The sequence below is a fragment of the Phocaeicola coprocola DSM 17136 genome (genome assembly GCF_000154845.1).
Classification (GTDB): Bacteria; Bacteroidota; Bacteroidia; order Bacteroidales; family Bacteroidaceae; genus Phocaeicola; species Phocaeicola coprocola.
Map to the genome: position 1 here is coordinate 76565 of NZ_DS981432.1, position 22286 is coordinate 98850.

At 40.7% G+C, this 22286-nt stretch carries 16 protein-coding genes; 11 read left to right on the plus strand and 5 right to left on the minus strand.

The annotated features are described in order from the left end of the window. Positions 1–7 precede the first annotated feature (7 nt). The 3 genes from BACCOP_RS01350 to BACCOP_RS19175 are packed head-to-tail and all read left to right on the plus strand — an operon-like array spanning position 8 to position 4522. Positions 8–1627 carry a PCMD domain-containing protein gene (locus tag BACCOP_RS01350; RefSeq protein WP_007565363.1) on the plus strand — a complete coding sequence of 540 codons (1620 nt, stop codon included), beginning with the start codon at positions 8–10 and terminating at the stop codon, positions 1625–1627. After that, on the plus strand, positions 1620–3815 hold the full coding sequence (locus BACCOP_RS01355; protein ID WP_007565365.1) for a DUF4493 domain-containing protein: 2196 nt from the start codon (positions 1620–1622) through the stop codon (positions 3813–3815). Before BACCOP_RS01350 ends, BACCOP_RS01355 begins: the two co-directional genes overlap by 8 nt. 11 nt (positions 3816–3826) lie before the next feature. Further along, positions 3827–4522 carry a DUF4493 domain-containing protein gene (locus BACCOP_RS19175; RefSeq protein ID WP_007565367.1) on the plus strand — a complete coding sequence of 232 codons (696 nt, stop codon included), beginning with the start codon at positions 3827–3829 and terminating at the stop codon, positions 4520–4522. Positions 4523–4671: 149 nt separating this feature from the next. On the opposite strand, the gene BACCOP_RS01365 is transcribed toward BACCOP_RS19175, so the two are convergent. The 3 genes from BACCOP_RS01365 to BACCOP_RS01370 form a co-directional block, all read right to left on the minus strand. Then, a complete protein-coding gene (locus BACCOP_RS01365; RefSeq protein ID WP_007565369.1) occupies positions 4672–6006 on the minus strand; it encodes an NADP-specific glutamate dehydrogenase in 1335 nt (444 codons plus the stop codon). A gap of 164 nt (positions 6007–6170) precedes the next feature. Continuing rightward, positions 6171–6347: a hypothetical protein gene (locus BACCOP_RS20580; protein ID WP_007565371.1), complete on the minus strand. Its 177-nt coding sequence runs from the start codon at positions 6345–6347 to the stop codon at positions 6171–6173. Between the two features lie 112 nt (positions 6348–6459). Then, the gene (locus tag BACCOP_RS01370; protein WP_007565373.1) at positions 6460–8745 is read right to left on the minus strand and encodes an NADP-dependent malic enzyme; all 2286 of its coding nucleotides are present in this window, start codon (positions 8743–8745) and stop codon (positions 6460–6462) included. Positions 8746–9118: 373 nt separating this feature from the next. Here BACCOP_RS01370 and BACCOP_RS01375 point away from each other — a divergent pair, with 373 nt between their 5' ends. The 8 genes from BACCOP_RS01375 to BACCOP_RS01410 all read left to right on the plus strand — a co-directional run bounded on the left by BACCOP_RS01375 (position 9119) and on the right by BACCOP_RS01410 (position 20251). After that, positions 9119–10276, plus strand: coding sequence for an efflux RND transporter periplasmic adaptor subunit (locus BACCOP_RS01375; protein WP_007565375.1), 1158 nt, complete (start codon positions 9119–9121; stop codon positions 10274–10276). 47 nt (positions 10277–10323) lie between these two features. Next, on the plus strand, positions 10324–13557 hold the full coding sequence (locus BACCOP_RS01380; RefSeq protein WP_007565377.1) for an efflux RND transporter permease subunit: 3234 nt from the start codon (positions 10324–10326) through the stop codon (positions 13555–13557). A gap of 11 nt (positions 13558–13568) precedes the next feature. Then, positions 13569–14951 (plus strand): TolC family protein, encoded by a 1383-nt coding sequence (locus BACCOP_RS01385; RefSeq protein WP_040311707.1) that lies wholly within the window; start codon positions 13569–13571, stop codon positions 14949–14951. A gap of 24 nt (positions 14952–14975) precedes the next feature. Beyond that, a complete protein-coding gene (gene lpxA, locus BACCOP_RS01390) occupies positions 14976–15743 on the plus strand; it encodes an acyl-ACP--UDP-N-acetylglucosamine O-acyltransferase (RefSeq protein WP_040311708.1) in 768 nt (255 codons plus the stop codon). A gap of 9 nt (positions 15744–15752) precedes the next feature. Continuing rightward, positions 15753–16391: a TetR/AcrR family transcriptional regulator gene (locus BACCOP_RS01395; protein ID WP_007565384.1), complete on the plus strand. Its 639-nt coding sequence runs from the start codon at positions 15753–15755 to the stop codon at positions 16389–16391. A 61-nt stretch (positions 16392–16452) separates the two neighbouring features. Beyond that, complete coding sequence (locus BACCOP_RS01400) at positions 16453–17829, plus strand: SGNH/GDSL hydrolase family protein (RefSeq protein WP_007565386.1); 1377 nt, start codon at positions 16453–16455, stop codon at positions 17827–17829. A gap of 6 nt (positions 17830–17835) precedes the next feature. Further along, complete coding sequence (locus BACCOP_RS01405) at positions 17836–18792, plus strand: GDSL-type esterase/lipase family protein (RefSeq protein WP_007565387.1); 957 nt, start codon at positions 17836–17838, stop codon at positions 18790–18792. Beyond that, positions 18770–20251, plus strand: coding sequence for an MBOAT family O-acyltransferase (locus BACCOP_RS01410; protein WP_007565389.1), 1482 nt, complete (start codon positions 18770–18772; stop codon positions 20249–20251). Before BACCOP_RS01405 ends, BACCOP_RS01410 begins: the two co-directional genes overlap by 23 nt. 383 nt (positions 20252–20634) lie before the next feature. On the opposite strand, the gene BACCOP_RS01420 is transcribed toward BACCOP_RS01410, so the two are convergent. After that, positions 20635–21798: an IS4 family transposase gene (locus BACCOP_RS01420; protein ID WP_007565393.1), complete on the minus strand. Its 1164-nt coding sequence runs from the start codon at positions 21796–21798 to the stop codon at positions 20635–20637. A 92-nt stretch (positions 21799–21890) separates the two neighbouring features. After that, positions 21891–22250 (minus strand): hypothetical protein, encoded by a 360-nt coding sequence (locus tag BACCOP_RS01425; protein ID WP_007565395.1) that lies wholly within the window; start codon positions 22248–22250, stop codon positions 21891–21893. Positions 22251–22286: the final 36 nt, after the last annotated feature.

Below are 22286 nucleotides of genomic sequence, written 5' to 3' on the forward strand. Positions count from 1 at the left end.
ACAAATTATGATTATAAAAGCTTTAAAGTTTAGCTTTATATCACTCTTGTTACTGAACATGTCTTCGTGTATAGAGAATGACATTCCTTATCCTTATATCGAGGGGGTTATTCAGGAAATTCAGGTAGACGGAATGCAGGGAGAAGCCGTGTTCAATAATCAGGCTCGTACTATTGAACTTACTATAGGTGAAGATGCTTTTATCGATAGTTTGCCGATTACCAGGTTGGTTGCAAATTCGGAAGCACTGATTTATCCGGATACAGCTGCTTGTATTAAGCCTAACGGTTTTCCGAATTTTAGTTTTGCTTCGTTAAATGAGCTTCCTGGCAATGCAAATACTGCTGTCGATTTTACAAATCCGGTAGGGGTCTTATTGAAAACTTATCAGGAGTACTGGTGGAAGATTACAGTAAAGCAAGAAATTGAACGTGTGATTGAGGTGGAGAATCAGTCGGGTACTGCTCCTTCATTGGACTTATATAATCATGTTGCTATTATCTATGTCACGGAAGATGCTGATTACCGGAATATCAAGATTAAAAAATTAAATCTGGAGGGCTCAAAAACAGTATTAGATCCAGATCCGGCAACAGTAACGGATTTTACTCGTCCACGTGTGTTTAAGGCTTACCGTAATGGCAGATATATATGCGACTGGACGGTGGATGTACAGAAATCATCGGTAGCCGCTTCTGTAGAAAAAGTAAATGCATGGGCTACTAAGGCTTATATCAGTGGAAGTTTTCGTGCTGGAACTGATATTTCTGTGGAATATCGTGTGAAAGGTAATGAGGAATGGACGAAATTGGATAATTCGGCTATTACTGAAACAGGAAGCACTTCTTATTCTGCTGAACTTACGGGGTTGCAGAGTGGTACGGATTATGAAGTACGGGCACTGGCCGGAGGTAGTGAAGGCGATGTATATTCTTTCCAGACGGAAACGATTGTGACTCTTCCCAACATGAATTTCGAAACTTGGACACAGGATGGAAAAACATGGTATCCGAACCCTGTTGCCGATAATCTGGATGATCCGCAGGCTTATTGGGCTACAGGTAATGAGGGAGTGACTATTTATAAGGAGTCGAGTACCGTACCTGTTACTGGTAGTGATGCTTATAAAGGAAAGGCTGCCAAAATGTATACGTACGGAGATATTTTATTGGTCGGTGCTGCTGCCGGTAATTTGTTTATCGGGACTTATAAAACGAATGTAGGAAAACCTGAGTCGAGTCCGTCGTTTGGACGTGCTTATTCTGGAGCCCGTCCTACAAAACTGAGTGGGTATTATAAATATAAATCAATGCCTGTTACATACGCTGGTACTGTTCCCGGAAATCTGAAAACAGATCAATGCCATATTTATTTAAGATTATGGGATGATGCCGGACAGGAAATAGCTTATGGTGAGTTTATTGGTACAGAGACTGTTACTGAATATACGAAATTTGAGTTTGATATTAAGTATAGTAATACTGAATCGAAACCTGCGAAAATCGCGATTGTTGCTACTTCCAGTAAGTATGGCGGTGATTTTGATGAGAATGGAAAGAAAGTAATCGGACAGGTTGGCGACGGCAGTACGTTGTGGGTAGATGAATTTGAATTAGGTTATGAATAAATTAGTTATTGAATATATGAAGTGGATAGGAGGCTTGTGCTCGCTGCTGCTATGTATGCTACTGGGAGGGTGTCAGGAGAATGAGGAAACTGATTTATCTGGCAAAACGGGATTGCTTGTTACCTTGACTGATGAGGATAATAAAGCATATTCACGTAAAGCTCCTTCTGAGTTGGAAGATCCGCTGACAGAAATGTTTCAGTTGAAGATTCTATATAGTGGTACCGATAAATCTGCCTATAAGGGAACTTGTAAGGAATATGTTTTATTACAGGAAGGTCTGTACGATTTGACTGCTACGTATGGTGATAATCCAGTGATTGCATTGGATGCTCCCTATTATGTAGGAAGTTTGAATGCACAGGAAGTGATAAAAGGAGAAATGACTTCAGCTTCTATATCTTGCTCTGTAGCCAATTCTCTGTTGTCTGTCATTTATAACAGAGAGAGTCTGAACAAGATGTATGAATCCTATTTCGTAACAGTATCTGTAGGCAGTGAGTCTGTCGATCTGGATGCTGATTCAGGAAAGAGTGCTTATTTTCGTGCAGGTTCGTCAGTGAAGCTGGTTTTCCATGGCCGTTTATCTGGTACGGGAAAAGAGGTCGTATATGATATTCCGGATCAGGAGCAGTTTGCAAATATTGCAGTAAAGACTCATGTAAAGGTTACATTAGGTCTGGGTGATTCAGAAATTTCATCGGGAGTAGGTATTTCTATTGAGAAACTTGAAACAGAAACGGTTTCTATTGCTGAAACGATACCTTCAGAGTTTATGCCTAAGCCGAAATTGGAATCGGATGGTTTTCTGAATAACGAGCTCTCGTTCGCTGAAACAGAAAAAAAATCGGCAACTATTCGTTTGAAACTTTCATCTGCCTTGCAGGAGTTGAAGTTGAAATTTAATTCGGCAGATACTAAGTTTGCTGGATTGGAACAAGGAAAAGAATATTTGTTGTCTAGTGCTGAAGATAAGTCTGCGATTGAAAATGCATTAGGTATTTCCTTACCGGAAGTTGGAGCAACGGAGGCTGTTTTGGATTTTACTTCTTTATTACCACAGCTGATGACGAATAAGGGAGCAACTGTTACGTCAACAATAGAAGTGGATGTGAAGGCCAATAACCGCTGGGCTAGTGAAGATTCAACAGTTAATCGGGTTTATACACTTAAGTGTAATAAGCCGGAGTTCTCTATCGTAACTAATCCGGGAAACTTCTGGTGTAAGGAATTTAGTGTGGACAGCTGTGATATAAAGACTGGAGATATCGAAACGATTTCGCAGAAAATTCAATATCAATATCGTAAGAAAGGCGACGAGCAATGGATAGACTGTGATCGCTTGGTACAGTTTGACGACTATCCTGTGGATAAGCAATATCAGATACGTGCTGTTTATCGTGAGGGTATCGAAACAGAACCAGTGGATGTAATGCTGGAAACTCCGCAACAGTTACCGAATTCGGATATGGAAGAATGGTATATTGAGGAAAAGAAAAAATCGGGTACATGGCCTTTTAAGGATAAAACTTATTACACTTTCCATCCTTATGCAGAAGGTAATGCCAGCTCGTCTTGGTGGGCAACAAACAACGATAAAGCTCAAGGAGGAACGTATGCTTTGGGTATTTGGTATGAAGGTTGCTTTGCATCCTGTGTCAGTTATACAGAAGATGCTCATGGAGGCACAAAAGCTGCGTTGATGTATCTTTCGGGATGTGGTGATGGCTATGCCAATACTGCGGGTACTTATGTCGGTGGTGCTATGGTAGGTAGCTTGTTTATTGGAACTTATGACTCTGGTATTATACAAGGGCATGATTTTGGTTCTCGTCCAACTTCGATGTCTTTTTGGTATAAATATAAGCCCTATAATTCTGATGCTTTCAAGGTTGTTGTGTCTTTAAAGAATGGAGATCGGGAAATTGCAACTGGAACGTATGAACCTGCTGCCTCTTCGGAAGAAGATGGTGAATATGGACACGCCACAGTTGATTTTAATTATACTGAACCTTTTGGGAAAGCAACTTCTATATGTGTGCAGTTTTTGGCCTCGAATAAAACTTCACTTTCTCAGAGTGATTTTGATTTAGGAACAACTATAACTTATCCAGTGATTGGCGATTGGACTGTGCATATGGGAAGTATTTTGAAGATAGATGATATTTCCTTGGCATTTGATAAATAAAAGATGAAGTCATGAAACGAAATATACTTTATATATTGTGTGGAATCTTTTTGCTGATTGGTTGTCAGCAAAAAGAAGTTTTATCTGGGGCAGGTTATATGTCTGTTTCTGGTATAGAAGTCCAATCGCAAACTGTGGCAGAAGTCGCTTCGCGTTCAACTGATGATATAATCTGGACTGTTGAATTGTGGAAGGGGGGTGAGAAGCTTCGCACACTTTCTACTGAAGAAATGCAGAATAAAATCGAATTGGATGCTGCAGATGATTATATGTTGAAAGTGTATAGTCCGAATTATGGAGTGGAAAAAGGCTGGACTAACGATGAGAAAGGCGAGCCTGTTTATTATACGGAAGTTCCTTTTGTCGTAAAACTGGGAGAAACTACAGGATTGAAAGTTCAGGTTCCTACGATTACATTTGCTGTAAGCCTAAATCTGTCGGAAGTGATCGGGGATTGGTTACAGGAATATGATTTTACAGTGACTGCTGGAGATAGAACTGTAGCTTTAGACAATGGAGATATTGCTTATTTTCCCTATTCTGAAGGTGTTTCTTTCAGTTATCAGTTGACTTTGACAAACTCTGATTCAGAAACGAATACATTAAATGGTGATTGGGGAAAAGATGAAGGAGAAGTCATAAACACAAATACGATATATACTGTTGTTTACAACTGGGATACTCATTCTTTGTCTTTGAAAGAGTAAAGAATTGATAACATTCACAAAATCCTTCTTGTTCTTCATGAATAAAGGAGGATTTTTTGTTGTTGTGAACAGTATTTACTGATATAAAAAACGGGTGGAACGTTATTTGCATTCCACCCGTTTCTGTTTTTATGTTAGGGATAATCTGTTTATACAATACCCTGAGCCATCATAGCTTTGGCAACTTTCATGAAGCCGGCAACGTTTGCACCTTTCACGTAGTTGATATAACCGTCTGGTTCTGTACCATACTGTACACAAGCTTCGTGAATGTTCTTCATGATGCTCTTCAGTTTTTCGTCTACTTCTTCCTGACTCCAGCTCAGTTTGATAGAATTCTGAGTCATTTCCAAACCAGAAACAGAAACACCACCAGCATTAGCAGCTTTACCCGGAGCATAAAGAATTTTAGCTTCCTGGAATACACGGATAGCTTCTGGAGTAGAAGGCATGTTTGCTCCTTCCGAAACAGCGATTACACCGTTTGCAACCAATGCTTTTGCATCATCGCCATTGATTTCATTCTGAGTTGCAGAAGGAAGAGCGATATCTGCTTTTTCGTTCCATGGACGAGCACCTGCTACATATTTACAGCCATACTTTTCAGCGTATTCGCGGATACGGCCACGGTACAAGTTCTTCAGTTCCATGATGTAATCCAGCTTTTCACGGTCGATACCGTCCGGATCATAAATATAACCGTCTGAATCAGACATTGTAACAACTTTTGCTCCCAGTTGGATCAGTTTTTCTACTGTGTACTGAGCTACGTTACCTGAACCTGATACAAGACAAGTTTTACCTTTAATATCTATGTTACGTGTCTTAAGCATTTCCAGCAAGAAATAAATATTTCCGTAACCAGTTGCTTCTGGACGAATCAATGAGCCACCAAATTCACGACCTTTGCCTGTCAATACACCTGTAAATTCGTGAGCCAGTTTTTTGTACATACCGAACATGAAACCTACTTCACGACCACCAACACCGATATCTCCGGCTGGAACGTCTGTTTCAGGACCGATATGACGCCATAACTCCAACATAAACGCCTGGCAGAAACGCATTACTTCTGCATTTGACTTACCACGTGGAGAGAAGTCAGAACCACCCTTACCACCACCCATAGGAAGTGTTGTCAGAGAGTTTTTGAATGTCTGCTCGAAAGCAAGGAATTTCAAGATACCTAAGTTTACAGAACTATGGAAACGGATACCGCCTTTGTACGGACCGATTGCATTGTTGTGCTGAACGCGATAACCCATATTAGTCTGGATATTGCCTTTATCATCCATCCAAGTTACACGGAACTGATAAACTCTATCAGGAATGCACAAGCGTTCAATCAAATTTACTTTGTCGAATTCAGGGTGTTTGTTGTATTCTTCTTCGATAGTGCCTAACACTTCTTCTACTGCCTGGTGATATTCAGGCTCATTAGGAAATCTTCTTTTCAGATCTTCCAATACTTTAGCTGCATTCATAAATTATCTATTTAGTTGTTGGATTATTTGATTTTCTAAATTGATCAATTTTTGATATGACAAAAATATAGATAAAAATTTATTTGTGCAACATTTGATAAATAAAATCAAAGAAAAAATATCAAAATATTTGATTTTGTGAATTAAATATGTGTAAATGCTTATTATTTATTGTCTTTCATAGATTTAGCGATAGGAATAAATACCAAAGCTCCTGAAATGAGAAGCATTGTGATAAGCGGTCCGTCAATACGTGGAGAAGAAGTCAGGACTACAAAACAAAGAGCTGCCCAAAACAGGGTAAGTATGACACTTTGGGTTTTTGTTAGTGGTTTTCTCATAGCTTTTGTTTATGGATAAAAAAGGAAAAGCTGAAATCAGAAAATGAAGTAATTCTTCTGTGAATTTTAATTCGTCATTTTCCCGATTTCAGCTTTTCCTTTTATAAAGGGTTTAACATTGTTTCTTTTTCTTATCTACTATTGCATCGATGCAGGCAATAGCGGTGATATTCACGATATCACGTACAGAACTTTCTATATCGGTAAAGTGGATAGGTTTGTTCAATCCCATCTGAATCGGACCGATAACCTCTGTCTCACTCATATTTTGTATAAGCTGATAAGTTGCATTTGCCGAACTTAAGTTAGGGAATACAAGCGTATTGACTTCTTTTCCTTTCAGGCGTGTGAAAGGATATTTTTCATCACGCAATGCATTGTTCAAGGCAAATTTTACCTGCATTTCTCCGTCGATAGCCAGTTCCGGATATTCGTTGTGCATGTAGTTTATTGCTTCGTGTACTTTTGCCGGACTTCCTTCAGTATCTGAACCGAAGTTAGAGTATGAAAGCATGGCCATAACCGGTTCCTGATTGAAGAAACGTACTGCCTTTACTGACAATTTTGCTATGTCGATGAGTGTATCGGTATCCGGATGACGGTTGATCAATGTATCAGCGATGAAATATGTTCCTTTCTTGGAATTCAGGATGTGCATTGTTCCGAAATGGTTGTATCCCGGCTGTATACCGATAACTTCCTTGGCTACTTTGATAGTATTTGAATATTTGGTGTACAGACCTGTAACAAATGCATCGGCTTCTCCTGTTTCCACCATCATCATACCGAAATAGTTACGTTCGAACATCTTGTCGTTTGCTTCGGCAAAGTTTGCTCCTTCGCGGGCACGTTTTTCACACAGTATGCGTGCGTAACGTTCGCGGCGTTCTGCTTCACGGTCGTGACGGAGATTTACGATTTCTATTCCATCCAGATTCAGGTCGAGTTCTTTGGCAAGCTTAGCTATTCTTTCTTCATTACCTAACAGGATTGGGTTACAGATACCTTCGGCCTTGGCTTCTACTGCAGCTTTCAGCATGTTGGGGTGAGTTCCTTCGGCAAATACAACGCGTTGCGGGCAGCGACGTGCTGTTTCATATAACTGGCGAGTCAGTTTGTTTTCCTGGCCCATCAGTTCACGCAGGTGATTCTTGTATGCTTCCCAGTCGGTAATTTGCTTACGTGCGACTCCCGATTCCATTGCAGCCTTAGCTACAGCCATGGAAACTTCTGTTATCAGTCGTGGGTCTACTGGCTTCGGTATAAAATATTCAGGACCAAATGTCAGGTTGTTGACGTGATATGCTTCATTTACTACATCGGGTACAGGCTTTTTAGCAAGGCCGGCGATAGCTCGTACTGCTGCCAGTTTCATTTCTTCGTTGATAGCAGTAGCACGTGTATCCAATGCTCCACGGAATATATACGGGAATCCGATAACGTTATTAATCTGGTTAGGATAGTCTGAACGTCCGGTTGACATCAGTACGTCAGGGCGTGATGCCATAGCATCTTCGTAAGATATTTCTGGAGTTGGGTTTGCCAAAGCAAAAACAATCGGATGGTCTGCCATGCTTCTTACCATATCTTGAGTAAGCACGTTTCCTTTTGACAGCCCGAGGAAAACATCAGCTCCCTTGATCGCTTCTTCCAATGTATGTACGTCAGTACGATCGGTAGCGAAATATTTCTTTTGTTCGTTCAGGTCGGTACGCTGCTTGGAAATAACCCCTTTACTATCCAACATGACGATATTTTCCAGGCGTGCACCCAGCGATACATACAGCTTGGTACATGATACAGCAGAAGCTCCAGCACCGTTTACGACGATTTTTACATCTTCTATTTTCTTTCCTGCTACTTCCAGAGCATTGATCAGACCGGCACTTGAGATGATTGCTGTTCCGTGCTGGTCATCATGCATGACAGGAATGTCAAGTTCTTCTTTCAGGCGTTGTTCTATCTTAAAGCATTCGGGTGCTTTGATATCTTCCAGGTTAATACCTCCAAATGTAGGAGCGATAGCTTTTACAGCTTCGATAAATTTGTCAGGATCCTTTTCGTTTACTTCTATGTCGAATACATCGATGCCGGCATATATTTTAAATAATAATCCTTTTCCTTCCATTACAGGTTTTCCGCTCATGGCACCTATGTCACCCAATCCCAGAACAGCTGTTCCGTTTGAAATGACAGCAACCAAATTACCTTTAGCAGTATAGTCGTATGCTGTTTCAGGACTTTTCTGGATTTCAAGACATGGTTCTGCAACTCCCGGCGAATATGCTAATGACAAGTCTCTTTGTGTTTGATAAGGTTTGGTCGGAACGACCTCAATTTTACCCGGTTTGCCCTGTGAGTGATAGAGCAAAGCGGCTTCTTTTGTTATTTTGACCATAATTTTATTGGTTTTATGAATTATCAATTAATGTGTAGCGCAAATGTAGGAATAAAATAACAAATGGAAGATTTTTTCTTTTAAAAAACTGTAATTTGTATAATATGCAGAAGTTTCTGTCGATAATATTTGTCAATTAGTCGTTTTAATTTGGCTATATGTAATAACTATCCTAGTTTTATGGTTATTGTTAGTTAAACAGTTGGTTTTGTGAGTGATTTTTTCATTATATTTGCACGGTTAAAAACTAATCGGGTTGAAAAAGTTTTCTATTAAAACGATAAAACGAGGGTAAGAAAAACATTAATTTTTTTATAATATGAATATGAGTGTAAAAAGAAACAGAAGTTTTTTTTCTAGCCGAATTTCCCTTATGGCTTTAGGGTTATCGGTTTTGACTGCCTGTGGTGGGGGCCAAGGCGGCATGAAAATGGGTGACAACGAGTTTGCTGTGCAATCGGTTACAGTAACTTCTAGTAGCCAGACCACTCAGTATCCGGCTACAATCAAAGGTTTGCAGGATATTGAAATTCGTCCTCAGGTGTCAGGATTCATAGTGAAATTATGCGTAGATGAAGGAGCTACAGTTCGTAAGGGTCAGGCTCTATTTCAGATAGACCCAACTCAGTATAAAGCTGCTTACGACCAGGCTAAGGCTGGTGTAGAATCTGCTAAAGCTAATTTAAAGACTGTTACAGAAACAGAAGCAAATAAGAAAATGCTGCATGAACAGAAGATTATCAGCGATTTTGAATATCAGACAGCTGTAAATAATTTGCTGACAGCTAAGGCTAATCTGGCGCAGGCTGAAGCTGCTTATGCTGCTGCAAAACAAAATTTTGGCTTCTGTACAGTTACAAGTCCGTCTGATGGTGTTATCGGAACTTTCCCGTACCGTGTAGGTGCTTTGGTTAGTGCATCGGTAGCTCAACCATTGACAACTGTTTCTCAGATTGGTGATATGTATGTATATTTCTCTATGACAGAAAAACAGTTGTTGGCTTTGACAAAAGCTGGTGGTACATTGAAAGAACAGCTGGAAAAAATGCCGGCAGTAAAACTGCAACTTTCTGATGGTACTATGTATGATGCAGAAGGTAAAATTGATGCTGTAAGTGGAGTTATCGATCAGACTACAGGTTCTGTTAGCATGCGTGCTATTTTCCCGAACAAGCAAAATATTTTACGTAGTGGAGGTATGGCAAATGTTGTATTCCCTTATGCAATGGATAATATTATTTTGATACCTCAGACAGCTACACAGGAAATTCAGGATAAGAAATTCGTTTATGTATTGCAGGCAGACAGTACACTGAAACATACGGAAATACAGGTTTCTAACTTGAACGACGGTAAGAATTATATCGTAACCGGCGGTTTGAAGGAAGGAGATAAGGTAGTAGTGGAAGGTGTTCAAACTTTACAGGATGGACAGAAGATCGTTCCTATTACTGTTGCTCAAAAAGAAGCTAAATATCAAAAAGCCCTCCAGGATCAGCGTGATGGAAATATCCAGACTGCTTTCAATTGATTGTGTGGGGAGAATAATGTATTCGTATAATATTATTAAGGAATAGAATGAAACTAGATAAATTTATTAATCGTCCGGTACTGTCAACGGTAATATCTATCTTGATGGTTATCCTGGGTATAATCGGCCTTGCTACATTGCCGGTAACACAGTATCCGGATATTGCGCCTCCTACCGTATCGGTAAGAGCTGCCTATACGGGTGCCAATGCGCAAACTGTATTGAACTCAGTTATTGCACCGCTGGAAGACCAGATCAATGGTGTAGAAAACATGATGTATATTCAGTCTAGTGCGTCAAACAACGGCTCGGCCGATATCAGTATTTATTTTAACCAGGGTACTGACCCGGATATGGCTGCGGTCAATGTACAGAACCGTGTTTCTATGGCGCAGGGTTTGCTGCCAGCCGAAGTAACAAGAGTCGGTGTGACAACTCAGAAGCGTCAGAACTCTATGTTGTTGATTTTCTCTTTGTACGATGCAGAAGATAAGTATAACATCGAGTTTATTGAAAACTATGCCAAGATTAACTTGATTCCGGAAGTTCAGCGTGTAAAGGGTGTGGGTGATGCCAACGTGATGGGTCAGGACTACTCTATGCGTATTTGGCTGAAGCCGGATGTAATGGCGCAATATAATTTGGTCCCATCTGATATTTCTGGTGTATTGGCCGAACAGAATATTGAAGCTGCTCCCGGACAGTTTGGTGAACGTGGAAATCAGACATTCCAATATACTATTCGTTATAAGGGACGTTTGCAGCAGACAGAAGAATTTGAAGATATCGTTATTAAAGCATTGCCAAATGGAGAAGTTCTTCGTTTAGGTGATGTTGCTCGTATCGAACTCGGACGTTTGGCTTATACCTTTAATAATACAGTAAACGGACATAAGGCTGTAACTTGTATTGTGTTCCAGATGGCAGGTACTAATGCTACTGAAACTATTAATAACCTGCTTGATGTTATCAGCAAGGCAGAAGAAAGTTTGCCTGCCGGTCTGAAGATCAACGTTGCTCAAAATGCAAACGACTTCTTGTATGCATCAATCCATGAAGTAATCAAGACTTTGATCGAAGCATTTATCCTGGTGTTCATTGTTGTATATGTATTCTTGCAGGATATGCGTTCTACATTGATTCCGGCTATTGCTATCCCGGTAGCTTTGATTGCTACATTCTTCGTATTGAAGCTGATTGGATTTAGTGTGAACTTGTTGACTCTGTCGGCGATGGTGCTTGCCATTGCGATTGTGGTCGATGATGCCATAGTGGTGGTAGAAGGTGTCCATGCAAAATTGGATCAGGGATATAAATCATCTCGTGAGGCTTCTATTGATGCCATGAGCGAACTGGGTGGAGCATTGGTTTCAATTACATTGGTCATGATGTCTGTGTTCATTCCGGTAAGTTTCATGGGAGGTACAGCAGGTACATTCTACCGTCAGTTCGGTATTACCATGGCTATCTCTATTGCATTCTCTGCACTGAACGCGTTGACACTGTCTCCGGCTTTGTGTGCTATCTTCCTGAAACCACATGATTCAGAACACAAGCCAAAGAAAATGAGTGTTATCGATCGTTTCCATACTTCATTCAACGCTGCTTACGATTCATTGTTGAAGAGTTACAAGAAACGTGTTGTATTCTTTATCCATAAGAAATGGTTATCATTAGGTTTGGTAGCTGCTTCTATTGTTTTGCTGGTATTCTTTATGAAGATCACTCCTACAGGTATGGTTCCTAATGAAGATACAGGTACTATCATGGGTGCTGTAACTTTACCTCCTGGAACATCTCAGGAACGTGCAATGGAAGTTTTGGCTAAAGTAGATAGTTTGGTTGCAGCCGAACCTGCTGTTGAATCTCGTACTATTATTTCCGGATATAGCTTCATTGGTGGTCAGGGACCTTCTTACGGTTCTGTCATTATCAAGTTGAAAGACTGGGAAGAACGTTCTATGATGCAGAACTCTGATATTATTTATGCAACATTGTTCATGCGTGCGCAGAAAATCATCAAAGATGCACAGGTATTGTTCTTCGCTCCTCCTATGATTCCGGGTTACTCTGTATCAAGTGATATCGAGTTAAATATGCAGGATAAGACCGGTGGTAGTTTGGATCACTTCTTCGAAGTAGTCAATAACTATAGAGCTGCGCTTGAAGCACGTCCTGAAATTAACTCAGCAAAAACAACATTTAACCCTAGCTTTCCGCAGTATCAGCTGGATATCGATGCCGCAGCTTGTAAGAAAGCAGGTATCAGCCCGAGCGATATTCTTTCTACTATGCAGGGATACTTCGGAGGTTTATATGCATCAAACTTCAACCGTTTCGGTAAGATGTACCGTGTAATGATTCAGGCTGAGCCGGATGCTACTAAAAACATGGAATCTCTGAACAGTATCAAAGTTCGTAGTGGTAACGAAATGGCTCCTATTACACAGTTTGTCAGCATGAAGAAAGTGTATGGTCCGGATATCATCAACCGTTTCAACCTGTATACTTCTATGAAAGTCATGGTTGCTCCGGCTTCAGGATACACTTCAGGTCAGGCATTGCAGGCTATTGCCGAAGTTGCTAAGGAAAACTTACCTGCTGGATTTGGTTACGAATTAGGAGGTATGGCACGTGAAGAGGCATCTACAAGTGGTAGTACAACAGGTATTATCTTTGTGTTGTGTTTTGTATTCGTTTACTTGTTGCTGAGTGCTCAGTACGAAAGTTATATTCTTCCGTTGGCTGTATTGCTTTCAGTTCCGTTCGGTTTGATGGGTAGCTTTATTTTCGTTAACGGATTCGGTGCATTAGGAAATATACCAGCATTGAAGATGATTCTGGGAACTATGTCAAATGACATCTACATGCAGATTGCATTGATTATGTTGATGGGTCTGTTGGCTAAGAATGCAATTTTGATTGTAGAGTTTGCCCTCGACCGTCGTAAGCAAGGTATGAGTATTTCCTGGGCAGCTGTGCTGGGTGCGGCAGCTCGTTTGCGACCGATCTTGATGACCTCTTTGGCTATGATTGTCGGATTGCTTCCGTTGATGTTTGCGTTTGGCGTAGGTGCTCACGGTAACCGTACTCTGGGTTCTTCAGCTATCGGTGGTATGTTGATTGGTATGATTCTGCAAATCTTCATTGTTCCGGTACTGTTTGTTATATTCCAATGGCTACAGGAGAAGATTAAGCCGATGGAATGGGATAGCCTTGACGAAAGTGAAGTAGAGGCTGAAATCGAACAATATTCTCCTACTGCTAAAACTCATAAATGATAAAGACGATAATGAAAAAACAAATATTAGGTGCGATGTGTCTGGCTGCCATGATGAGTAGTTGTCACATCTATAAAGCTTACGATCGTCCGGAATCGATAGATGCCTCAGGCATCTATCGTGACCCGGCGTCGGCTACCGATACGTTGGTTGCCGATACTTCAAATATGGGAAACTTGCCATGGAAAGAAGTCTTTCGCGATGCAAAATTGCAGGCTTTAATTGAAGAGGGATTGGCAAACAATGTAGATATGCAGGCTGCAGCTCTTCGTGTACAGGAAGCTAAAGTGATGCTGACTGCCGCTAAACTGTCGTATCTTCCTTCTATTAATCTGGCTCCTCAAGGAACAACAACTAGTATGGGAGGAGGAAGTTATGTAAAAGCTTATCAACTTCCAGCTGTTGCAAGTTGGGAAATCGATTTGTTTGGCAAGATTCTCAATACAAAACGTGGACAGAAAGTTGCTTATGAACAAAGCAAGTATGCGGAACAGGCAGTACGTTCACAGATTATCTGTGGCATAGCCAATATCTATTATTCGTTGCTGATGCTCGACCGTCAGGTGGAAATTACAACAGAAACTGCTGCCATCTACAAAGAAAATGTACGTGTAATGGAAGCTATGAAAGTGGCTGGTATGACAACCGAAGCGGGAGTTGCACAAATGCGTGCTGCTAGTCATCAGGTAGAAGCTTCGCTGATGGATTTGAAACGTCAGGTACGCGAAACAGAAAACTCTCTGGCTGTATTACTGGCTAAAGCTCCGCAAACTATCGACCGTAATACTCTGGGCGAACAGGTAATGCCTGAAGAATTGACAGCCGGTGTACCATTGCAGTTGCTGGAAAATCGTCCTGATGTAAAGATGGCAGAAATGACATTGGCAGCAGCTTATTATACCACGAACTCTGCCCGTGCAGCATTCTATCCAGGTTTAAACATAACAGGAACAGCCGGATGGACAAACGGTTCAGGTATATCTGTAGTTAATCCGGGTGAATTTATGTTGCAGGCACTGGCTTCATTGGCTCAACCTATATTCAATAACGGCAAACTGGTAGCCAATTTGAAAGTTTCTAAGGCAGAAGAAAAAATTGCCAAGATGAACTATCAGCAGACGATATTGGAAGCTGGTAAGGAAGTTAGTGATGCATTGTTCTTATATGATACACAGAACAAGAAACTTATAGAAGACCGTGGACAGGTAGAACAGTTGGATAAAGCTGTTACTTATACCAAAGCTTTGTTCCAGAGTGGAGAAGCCACTTATCTGGAAATTCTGACAGCACAGCAGAATTTGCTGAGTGCACAGCTGAGCGAGGTTTCTGATAATTTCCAGCGTATGCAAGCTGTTATAAACTTGTATAGTGCTTTGGGAGGAGGAAGAGAATAATTAACCTTAAATATGAAAGAAACTATGATTAGTCCTTTAGCTTACGTTGACCCGTCTGCCAAGATTGGGAAAAACGTTACGGTACATCCGTTTGCTTATATCGACAAAAATGTCGAGATAGGCGACGATAATGTGATTATGCCTTATGCCAGCTTGATGAGTGGTACTCGCATGGGAAATGGCAATAAAGTGTATCAGGGAGCTGTTGTTGCTGCAGTTCCACAGGATTTTGCTTATACAGGTGAAGATACATTAGCCTATATTGGCAATAATAATGTAATCCGTGAAAATGCTGTGATTATTCGTGGTACACATGCCGGACATGCTACAAGCGTTGGCGATGGAAACTTCATTATGGCAGGTGCACGTCTGTCACATGATGTTGAAGTTGGAAATCATTGTATTATCGGAAATGGCTCGCAGGTATCTGGTAATTGTATTATCCAGGACTGTGCGATTCTTACATCCAATGTGCTGATGCAGGGTAACACACGTTTGGGAAGTTACTCTCTGGTACAGGGAGGATGCCGTTTTATCAAAGATATTCCTCCTTATATCGTGGCAGCTCACGAACCTATTGCTTTTTACAGCATAAATACGAAAGTGCTCGAGCTTGCTGGTTTCTCTGAAACTCTGATTAAACATATTGCTCAGGCATATCGTATTCTGTATAAGGCAAATACTTCTCAGCACGATGCGTTGCTTCGTATTCAGGAACAGGTTCCTAATAGTCCGGAAATCGAACGGATTATAGAGTTTGTAAAAACATCGAAGTTAGGCATTATTCATTAATTGTATTTTATGGCAGGCGTAAAGAGAAATAAGTGTGACAGAGCAGAGCTGAGGAAACGAGTAATACTGGAAGCTTCCCATGCTTTTGCCAAATCTGGCATCAAGAATGTTCATGTGGACAGTCTTGCGTGCGCACTTTCTATATCCAAACGGACTCTTTACGAGCTATTCTGCGATAAAGAACAGCTTTTGCTGGAAGTATTTGCCATGCACCAGCAAGAGATGAGTACATACATTAGCGAAGTTGCTTCCAGAGCTGAAAATGCTCTGGAAGTAATCTTTGCTTTTTATAAGCGTAAGTTGAATGAGTTGGGACAGATAAATCCGCTTTTCTTCCGCGATTTACGTAAGTATCCTAATGTGTTGACATATATACGCGAACATCAGAAATTGAACGATGCAGCGGCATTGGTACATTTCCAAAAGGGAGTAGAAGAAGGCATATTCCGTAATGATATAAATTTTGCCATTATTAATCAGGCAATGTCGATGCAGATGGAAATGCTGATATATTCGGATATAACAGAAAATTACCCTATTTCAGAAATCTATAGTGAAGTTACTTTCCTGCATATGAGAGGAATTACTACCCCGAAAGGTATGCAGATGGTAGATGCTTTTTTACAGTCAGTAAAAGAAAAGCCTTGATAATACCCCCTATATTCTTCAAAAAACCTCTATCTTTGCAGCTGTTTGCAAAGAATCATCGATGAAGAATAAAATAACAATAACTTTTGCCTTTACATTACTGGTAGTCTGCGGACTATTGGCACTCTATTATTTGCCTCCTGTAAATTTTAACGGGAGTCCTTTGCGTAAGGTCGATTTATTATCCGACTTACGTCCTGATCCTGTAATCGAAGAAGTTTCCGATACCGATTCCATACCTTTGCCTGTTGTGGCAAAGCCTATATTTGTTGATACTTGTAAGGCTGGTATGACCTGTATAGAAGACTATGCAGATTCTCTGGAGTTGGGAATGGGAGCTTTCTATGAAGCTTTGGAGAATCGTGCTTCACTCAATCGTCCCGTTCGTATCGCTTATTTTGGCGATTCCTTTATAGAAGGTGATATATTGACAGCCGATTTACGTACTCTGTTCCAGCAGAAGTTTGGAGGAAGAGGTGTAGGATACGTGCCTGTAACTTCCCGTATTGCTGGATTCCGTCCCACTGTAAAACACACTTTCAGCGGGTGGGAGAGCCATGCTATAACCGATTCCGTAGCCTTTCATCGTTCCATGCAAGATATATCCAATCATTATTTTATCCCTCGTCAGGGAGCATCTGTCAGTCTGAAAGGTGGTAAAAATTATACTTCTTGTTTGGATACATGCGATATATCTTCTTTCTATTTCTTTTCGTCTGATTCCGTAAAACTGTCCGTGCAAGTCAATGGAGGTGAGGATACAGAATACATTTTCCCCGGCGACAGTACGGGAATGCAGGTTGCCCAGGTAGAAGGTAGAATAGGAAATGTATCTTGGAACGTATTGCAGGCTGGAAAAAATACCCGGTGCTTTGCGGCTACAATGGATTCGAAAGAAGGAGTTATACTCGATAATTTCAGTACCCGAGGCAGTAGCGGACAGCAACTGACCAGCATTCCTCTGTCTATCCTGAAAGCATACAACCGCTTGCGTACCTACGATCTGATTGTTTTACAGTATGGATTGAATGTCGCTTCCGAAAATGTATCGAACTATTCTTATTACACACACGAAATGGAGAAAGTTGTCAGACATCTGAAAGAAGCTTTTCCTGAAGCAGCTATTCTGATAATCGGAATCGGTGACAGAGAAAATAAAACAGAAACCGGAGAGTTGCGAACTATGCCTGGAGTAAAAAATCTCATCCGCTACCAGCAGGCTTTGGCTGCAAATACTCATGTTGCTTTTTGGAATATGTTCGAAGCGATGGGAGGGGAAGGAAGTATGGTAGAAATGGTAAACAGCAAACCGGCAATGGCAAATTATGACTATACGCATATTAATTTCCGAGGAGGAAAACATCTGGCAAAAATATTGTTCGAAGCGCTGATGTACGACAAGGAACAATACGAAAAGCGTAAGGCATATGAAAATTAATGCACTATGAAACAGCTGAATGTTCTGATTTTTTATCTGCTTAGTGCTCTGGGACTATTAGTTGTGAGGCCGGGGTATGCACAGGATGCTATACCTGTATGTCCAAAGCCGGATACACATTCATCTCCCGTCTATCCAAGCCGTGAGATGAAACAACTCATGCAGTTTGTTGCAGTAGACAGCCCGATGCCCGATGTTTTCAAGAATGTTACAGAAAACGAACTGACAGATCCTGCGGGCTCTTTATATCCTTTTTGGGAAAAGCTCGGAAAATTAGACCGTCCGTTACGTATTGTACATATAGGCGATTCACACGTCAGAGGTCATGTTTTTCCCTATGTAATGCGTTGCTGTCTGGAAGATGATTTTGGGGCAAAGGCAGTAGAGCATATTCCTGTATCGTACCATACCTCTGGAATAGCAAAGGAAACAGGTTCGAACGGTATAGTATACCATATTCTTGGTGTAAACGGAGCAACCTGCCAGACTTATTCTACTCCGGAACGCATTCATGAAATTGTAGGTTTACATCCCGATCTGGTCATACTGTCATTCGGGACCAATGAGGCACACGCACGTCGTTATAATGCATCGGAGCATACACAAGCTATGAGCCATCTGATAAATATGTTGAAGACAGCGTGTCCTGATGTTCATTTTCTCATGACAACTCCTCCGGGAGCATATGTCAGAAACGGGAGAAGAGGCAGAGTTATCAATCCACGTATACCGCTGGTTGTAGAAAACGAGTTGGAATTTGCCCGTGAGCATGGCATTGCTATCTGGGATATGTATGACATCGTAGGAGGCCGACAACGTGCCTGCCTTAACTGGAATGCAGCAAAAATGTATCAGCGAGATAAAATACATTTTACCCGCGAAGGATATACTTTACAAGGATTATTATTACATGAAGCATTTATAAAAGCATACAATAATTATGTGGCAACTAGATTGGACTAAACTGGCAGACATACTGACTTACGATCCCCGGCAGCCGATGATATTCAGCAGCGGACTGTTTCTGTTTCTTTTCCTCGGATTCAGCCTGATATACGCACTTTTGCAGAAACGTACTACGGCACGTCTGCTTTTTGTATCAGCTTTCTCTTATTATTTTTATTATAAGAGTAGCGGTGTCTATTTCTTTTTATTGGGAGTCGTTTCTGTAAGCGACTATCTCTTGGCCGCTAGAATGGCACGTACCGAAACTCTTTGGAAACGTAAAATGCTGGTTGTAGTGAGCTTATGTATCAATTTAGGGCTGTTGTGCTATTTCAAGTATACTAACTTTTTCTATGAAATACTCTGTCCGTTGTGGAACGGCCATTATGAAGCTTTCGATATCTTCCTTCCCGTAGGAATATCTTTCTTTACGTTCCAGTCGCTCAGCTACACTATCGATGTATACCGCCGTGATTTGAAGCCACTCGACAGTCTGTTGGACTATGTGTTTTATGTTTCATTCTTTCCACAGCTTGTAGCAGGTCCCATCGTACGTGCCCGTGACTTTATTCCGCAAATCCGTCAGCCCCTGTTTGTTTCGAAAGAAATGTTCGGACAAGGAGTATTCTTTATTGTGAGCGGATTATTTAAGAAAGCCGTTATATCCGATTATATAAGTATAAACTTTGTAGAGCGTATTTTCGATAATCCCAGTCTGTATTCCGGTTTGGAGAACCTATTTGGTGTTTATGGCTATGCCTTACAGATATACTGCGACTTTTCCGGATACAGTGATATGGCAATCGGTATTGCTTTGCTGTTGGGCTTCCGTTTCCCGATAAACTTCGATTCACCCTACAAGTCGGACAGTGTAACCGATTTCTGGCATCGCTGGCATATATCTCTGTCCAGCTGGCTGCGTGACTACCTGTATATTTCGTTGGGAGGGAACCGGAAAGGCAAGATACGTACCTATATCAATCTTATTCTGACCATGCTTCTGGGAGGTCTGTGGCATGGAGCCTCATGGAATTTCATTATCTGGGGAGCACTTCACGGTGTAGCTCTGGCCGTGCATAAATTTATCCGCAGTCTGTTCCATCGCCCCAAGAACTACCGCAGTACCGGCTGGCGACGTGTTTTTGCTGTCATCATTACCTTCCATTTCGTATGTTTCTGCTGGATATTCTTCCGTAACACCGAATTCGAAGGTTCGGTATCGATGATTCGTCAGATATTCACTTCTTTCCATCCCGAACTGTTCGTACAACTCGTAGAAGGATACTGGAAAGTATTCGTGCTGATGGGAATAGGATATGTGCTTCATTGGTGTCCGGATAGCTGGCAGAATGCATGTAGCCGTGGCATGACACGCATGCCGTTGGTAGGACAGGCATTGATTCTGATAGCCCTGATATTTCTGGTCATACAGGTAAAGAGCAGCGACATACAGCCGTTTATTTATTTCCAATTCTAGACTGAAAAATGGGGTGATTGATTTTTCCTTTTATCGTATAATAACTCATATATGTGAAGGGTGCAAAAGGGGAAAAATATAAGAAAACTTGTTTAAGAAAAAAATTGCTGATGTTTTCATGAAAACATCAGCAATTTTTTATAGAAATCTGTACGAAAGTTACAATTATTTGTACAGATTTTCAGTAGAATTTGCTGTCCTTTCTTATTTTGTAAATTTTACTTGTATCGGAATGCCAGTATATAATATACGCCAATTGATAAAACACATATTATCAATGAAATAACTTTTAAGATTGCTGCCCATTTATAATAGTCAGATAAAATGCCTGCAACCATAAACATTGTCAAAAAGACACTACTGTCCACTAAAAATGGACAAGGTTAAAAATTAAATAAATTCGGTTCACTTGAATCATATCGGTCTTTGACATTTTTGAAATTCGATTTGTCAAACAAGTCACTGAGATGTGTTTTGTCGGTCAGAGAGATTCCGAGTATTTGGAGAATTTCATAGACGCTACGTTCTAATTTCATATCGTGTTGGACTATTGCTACTAAGCAGTAAGTGATTATCGCACAATAGATTTGTATGCGTACAGCGTTTTCCGATGTTCCCCAGAACTTCTTAATCCTGAGGTGTTGTTTTATCCATTTGAAGAACAGTTCAACACTCCATCTGTTTCTATAAAGCGATGATATAAACTCTGCAGATGCGTCAAGATTATTTGTCAGGAAGATGTATCGTGTACCGTCTTCAGGATTTTCAATGATGAGTTTTCTAAGTTCCTCAGGGTAATCCTTAGAACTTTTATAAACCGTAAAGCATCCGATTACATCCGATACTACACCTTCTGGCAATCTTCGTTTCCAGGTTTTAGGCTTGATCCGTACATTTGTTTTGGCTCGTACAAGGAAGAAAGCACCTATACGATTTATTGTATTAAGGTTGCTGAAATCGTTATACCCTCGGTCGAATATATAATGCGCTCCTGATTCATATGGAATCTCAGGCATAGCCTTTGAATCGTGAATATTGGCAGGTGTAATATGCACAAATGCAGGTACTTCCGCTTCAATATCGTAGAGCGTATGCAACTTTATTCCGCCTTTATGTTTGCGAAATTTAGCCCATTCAAACACTGACAGGCACAGATCAATCGTTGTAGAGTCAAATGCATAAACATGACCGTCAAGTTCGAATATTTTATTGATTCTACGCTTGCGGGCCTCGGCAATCATGAATGTTGCGTACTCTTCGAAGATGCGGTAGTTACGTTGCTCATTAGCCTTACTAAGATTGCTCCGAGTTACAGACTTCCCGATTCCGAGATGGTAAAGTTTTCCAGCATGAGCTTCCATAGCCACAATCAAATCTCTAAGACTATCTCGATTGGATAGCTGACCGAACATCATCGTAAGCAGCTGATTCCAACAGGTATAGCTCTTGATATACTTATCGCCTTCATACTTTGTAACGATACGATTGAATTTACTTCGGTCAAGGAACTTAACTAATTGGGCAAAAATATATGGGTCTTTATGCATAACGGTCTGAAAATTACCACAAAAGTAAATTCAAATCCGTTCTCCCAAAAATCTCCTATAACAAATTGAATTTCAATAATTTCAAAGAACTTCTATGATTTTTTAGTGGACACTAATGTCAAAAAGATATTGAAGATACGTATGAGTTTAATGACCAGTATATATTGTTTGACAACATTATGTTTTCCAATGCGTACCGGAAAATTGATACAACGTACGGGAGCATAGGCTCCTCCAAACAATAAAGCAAATACTACTATACTGATGAATATTCCATATACTCCATAATCGGAGAGGAGGTCTGTATGGAAATAATTCCAGCATACTATTCCGATGCCAGAAAGCAAGCAGAGAGCTGCTGTACCTTCCAATATCCTATCTGCGATAGATGGATGATAATGTATTTCAGGAGCGTTTTTTCCGGAAAACGGACCTAAATTGTTGGTGAACATATTATTCTTCTTTTGTATCAGTTTCTTTGTATCTTA